Annotated in this window: 3 protein-coding genes and 1 pseudogene; all 4 read right to left on the minus strand. The window is 71.3% G+C overall.

Features of this window, described 5'->3' with window-relative positions:
* Nucleotides 1-116: pseudogene (locus VIU94_RS12195) on the minus strand (integration host factor); the annotation flags it as partial.
* Between the two features lie 270 nt (nt 117-386).
* Nucleotides 387-1,226 carry an orotidine-5'-phosphate decarboxylase gene (gene pyrF, locus VIU94_RS12200; RefSeq protein ID WP_331910604.1) on the minus strand — a complete coding sequence of 280 codons (840 nt, stop codon included), beginning with the start codon at nt 1,224-1,226 and terminating at the stop codon, nt 387-389.
* Nucleotides 1,223-2,332: a quinone-dependent dihydroorotate dehydrogenase gene (locus tag VIU94_RS12205; RefSeq protein ID WP_331910606.1), complete on the minus strand. Its 1,110-nt coding sequence runs from the start codon at nt 2,330-2,332 to the stop codon at nt 1,223-1,225. The genes pyrF and VIU94_RS12205 overlap by 4 nt, the downstream gene beginning before the upstream one ends.
* Nucleotides 2,333-2,408: 76 nt before the next feature.
* On the minus strand, nt 2,409-4,211 hold a 1,803-nt coding region (gene carB, locus VIU94_RS12210), incomplete at its 5' end, for a carbamoyl-phosphate synthase large subunit (protein ID WP_331910608.1).

Here is a 4,211-nt window from a genome sequence, read left to right on the forward strand (position 1 = left end):
AGGGAGGCGCCGGAGTGCTTGAGTCGATTCTTGACCTCGGCCCGCTCCCGGCGAGCCGCGGCGGCCTTTTCGAGCGCGGCTGCGCGCTGTTCAGGGGTAAGGGGCGGAAGAGCCACGCCTACGTCACCTCGGATGTCGAACTGGTCGGATACGGACCGCTGAGGAACCTGATAGCCCCACACGCGGCGAGTCACATGGCAGTGGCCTGGGCCGTTTGCCACGACGACTCTGCGACGGAGACTAGCGGCCAAGACCGCTCCAGTCAGCGAGAACAAGCGAAAAGTCCTGGTCAGGATCGAGTCTGGCTCGAACGACCAGGACATTCCAGGCATTATGCCCAGGATTTTCGCCCCTCGCCTGTCGACAGGTGAGACGCCGGCGACCGGTCAGACCGCGACGGCGGCCCGGATCTCGTCGGCGTAGCGCTCCGCGGCGGCTCGCAGCGCGGTCGCGTCGGGCCCCTCCTTGAGGACGCCCCGGCTCACGTTCGGCACCACGTTGCGCACGGCCGGGCCGAAGACCGCGGGCAGATCGGCGGGCGTCGCGCCCTGCGCGCCGATGCCCGGGGCGAGCAGCGGACCGTTGATGTCCAGCTCGAAGGAGGACAGGTCGCCCAGGGTGGCCCCCACGACCGCGCCGAAGGAGCCCATCGGGGTCTCCCCGGCGTTCTCCTCGGCCAGGTGCCCGAGCATTGTCGCGCCGATCGTCCGGCCGTCCTCGCGGACCGCCCGCTGGACCTCGGCGCCCTCCGGGTTCGAGGTGAGAGCCAGCACGAACAGGCCGGCGCCGCTCTCCCGCGCCAGGTCGACGGCCGGCTTCAGCGAGCCGTAGCCGAGGTACGGGGAGACCGTCAGCGCGTCCGAGAAGAGCGGGGACTCGGGGCGCAGGAAGGTCTCGGCGTACGCGGCCATGGTGGAGCCGATGTCCCCGCGCTTGGCGTCCATGACGACCAGGCCGCCCGCGGCCCGCAGGTCGGCGACGGCCCGCTCCAGGACGGCGATGCCGCGCGAACCGAACCGTTCGAAGAACGCGGACTGCGGCTTGAAGACGGCGACGGTCTCGGCCAGCGCCTCCACGACGGTGCGGGTGAAGGTCTCCAGCCCGTCGATGTCGTCCTTCAGGCCCCAGGCGGCGAGCAGGGAGGCGTGCGGGTCGATGCCGACGCAGAGCGGGCCCCGGGTGTCCATGGCGTGGCGCAGGCGGGCGCCGAAGGGTTCGAGAGTCACTTCGCGGCCTTTCGGGAGTCGGCGCCGACGGCCTCGGCGAGGGTGGCGTACGGGGAGGCGGCCAGGCGCGCGGCCAGGCCCTTGTGGATCGCGCGGGCGTAGAACGGGCCCTCGTAGATGAAGGCGCTGTAGCCCTGGACGAGCGTGGCGCCGGCGAGGATGCGCTGCCAGGCGTCCTCGGCGTTCTCCACGCCCCCGACGCCCACGAGGACCAGACGGTCGCCCACGCGCGCGTACAGGCGGCGCAGGACCTCCAGGGAGCGGGCCTTGACGGGCGCGCCGGACAGTCCGCCGGTCTCCTGCACCAGGGCCGGGTCGGACTTCAGGCCGAGGCCCTCGCGGGCGATGGTGGTGTTGGTGGCGATGATGCCGTCCAGGCCCAGCTCCAGGGCGAGGTCGGCGACCGCGTCCACGTCCTCGTCGGCCAGGTCGGGGGCGATCTTGACCAGGAGCGGCACGCGGCGGTCGGTGACCGTGCGGTCGGCGGCCTCGCGGACGGCCGTGAGCAGCGGGCGCAGCGACTCGGTGGCCTGGAGGTTGCGCAGGCCGGGGGTGTTCGGCGAGGAGACGTTCACGACGAGGTAGTCGGCGTGAGCGGCGAGCCGTTCGGTCGACTTCACGTAGTCGGCGGCGGCCTCGTCCTCGGGGACGACCTTGGTCTTGCCGATGTTCACGCCGACGACGGTCTTGAAGACCGGCACCCGGGTGCGCAGCCGCTCGGCGACGGCGGCGGAGCCCTCGTTGTTGAAGCCCATGCGGTTGATCAGGGCGCGGTCCGGGACGAGGCGGAAGAGCCGCTTCTTGGGGTTGCCGGGCTGGGCCTCCCCCGTCACCGTGCCGATCTCGACGTGGTCGAAGCCGAGCATCGACATGCCGTCGATCGCGACCGCGTTCTTGTCGAAGCCGGCGGCGAGACCGAAGGGGCCGTGCATGCGCAGGCCGAGCGCCTCGGTGCGCAGCTCCTTGTACCGGGGCGCGAGGACGGCCGCGACGAAGGTGCGGAGCACGGGGGTGCGGGCGGCCAGCCGGATCCAGCGGAAGGCCAGGTAGTGGGCCTCCTCGGGGTCCATCCGCTTGAAGACCAGATTGAAGAAGAACTTGTACATGTGTCTCGGGTCCGTGTCTGCTCATGAAGAGGGGGACACCGCGGCCTTGCCGGTGTCCCCCTCTTCGTACGGGCTGCTAGTCGCGGGCCGCGGTCAGGTGGTCCGCGTGCTCCTGGAGCGAGCGGACGCCCACGTCGCCGTGGTTGAGCGCGTCGATGCCCTGGACGGCCGCGGCGAGCGCCTGGACCGTGGTGAGGCACGGGACGCTGCGCGCCACCGCCGCCGTACGGATGTCGTAGCCGTCGAGGCGGCCGCCGGTGCCGTACGGGGTGTTGACGATCAGGTCGACCTGGCCGTCGTGGATCAGCTGGACGATGGTCTTCTCGCCGTTCGGGCCCACGCCCTCGGACTGCTTGCGCACGACCGTGGCGTTGATGCCGTTGCGCTTGAGGACCTCGGCGGTGCCGGAGGTGGCGAGCAGCTCGAAGCCGTGCGCGACCAGCTCGCGGGCCGGGAAGATCATCGAGCGCTTGTCCCGGTTGGCGACCGAGATGAACGCGCGGCCCTTGGTGGGCAGCGGGCCGTACGCGCCGGCCTGCGACTTGGCGTACGCCGTGCCGAAGACGGTGTCGATGCCCATGACCTCGCCGGTGGAGCGCATCTCCGGGCCGAGGACGGTGTCCACGCCACGGCCCTGGATGTCGCGGAAGCGGGTCCACGGCATCACGGCCTCCTTGACGGAGATCGGCGCGTCGAGCGGCAGGGTGCCGCCGTCGCCGTTCTTCGGCAGCAGGCCCTCCTCGCGCAGCTCGGCGATGGTGGCGCCCAGCGAGATGCGGGCGGCGGCCTTCGCCAGCGGCACCGCGGTGGCCTTCGAGGTGAAGGGCACGGTGCGGGAGGCGCGCGGGTTGGCCTCAAGGACGTACAGGATGTCGCCGGCCATGGCGAACTGGATGTTGATCAGACCGCGCACGCCGACGCCCTTGGCGATCGCCTCGGTGGAGGCGCGCAGCCGCTTGATGTCGAAGCCGCCGAGCGTGATCGGGGGCAGGGCGCAGGCCGAGTCGCCGGAGTGGATGCCGGCCTCCTCGATGTGCTCCATGACGCCGCCGAGGTAGAGCTCGTGGCCGTCGTAGAGCGCGTCGACGTCGATCTCGATCGCGTCGTCGAGGAAGCGGTCGACGAGGACCGGGCGGGTCGGGGAGATCTCGGTGGACTCCGCGATGTACGACTCCAGGCGGGCCTCGTCGTACACGATCTCCATGCCGCGGCCGCCGAGCACGTACGACGGGCGTACGAGGACCGGGTAGCCGATCTCGTCGGCGATGGCCTTGGCGCCGGCGAAGGTGGTCGCGGTGCCGTGCTTCGGGGCCGGCAGGCCGGCCTCGGCGAGGACCTGGCCGAAGGCGCCGCGGTCCTCTGCGGCGTGGATGGCCTCCGGCGGGGTGCCGACGACCGGGACGCCGTTGTCCTTGAGCGCCTGGGCCAGGCCCAGCGGGGTCTGGCCGCCGAGCTGGACGACGACGCCGGCGATCGGGCCCGCGAGGGACTCGGCGTGCACGATCTCCAGCACGTCCTCGAGCGTCAGCGGCTCGAAGTACAGGCGGTCGGAGGTGTCGTAGTCCGTCGAGACGGTCTCCGGGTTGCAGTTGACCATCACGGTCTCGTAGCCCGCGTCGCTGAGCGCGAAGGAGGCGTGGACGCAGGAGTAGTCGAACTCGATGCCCTGGCCGATGCGGTTCGGGCCGGAGCCGAGGATGATCACGGCCCGCTTCTCGCGCGGCGCGACCTCGCTCTCCTCGTCGTACGAGGAGTAGAAGTACGGAGTCCTTGCGGCGAATTCGGCGGCGCAGGTGTCGACCGTCTTGTAGACCGGACGGATGCCCAGCGCATGCCGCACCTCGCGTACGACGTCCTCGCGCAGCCCGCGGATCTCGGC

It is taken from the genome of Streptomyces sp., assembly GCF_036566765.1.
Taxonomy (GTDB): Bacteria; Actinomycetota; Actinomycetes; order Streptomycetales; family Streptomycetaceae; genus Streptomyces.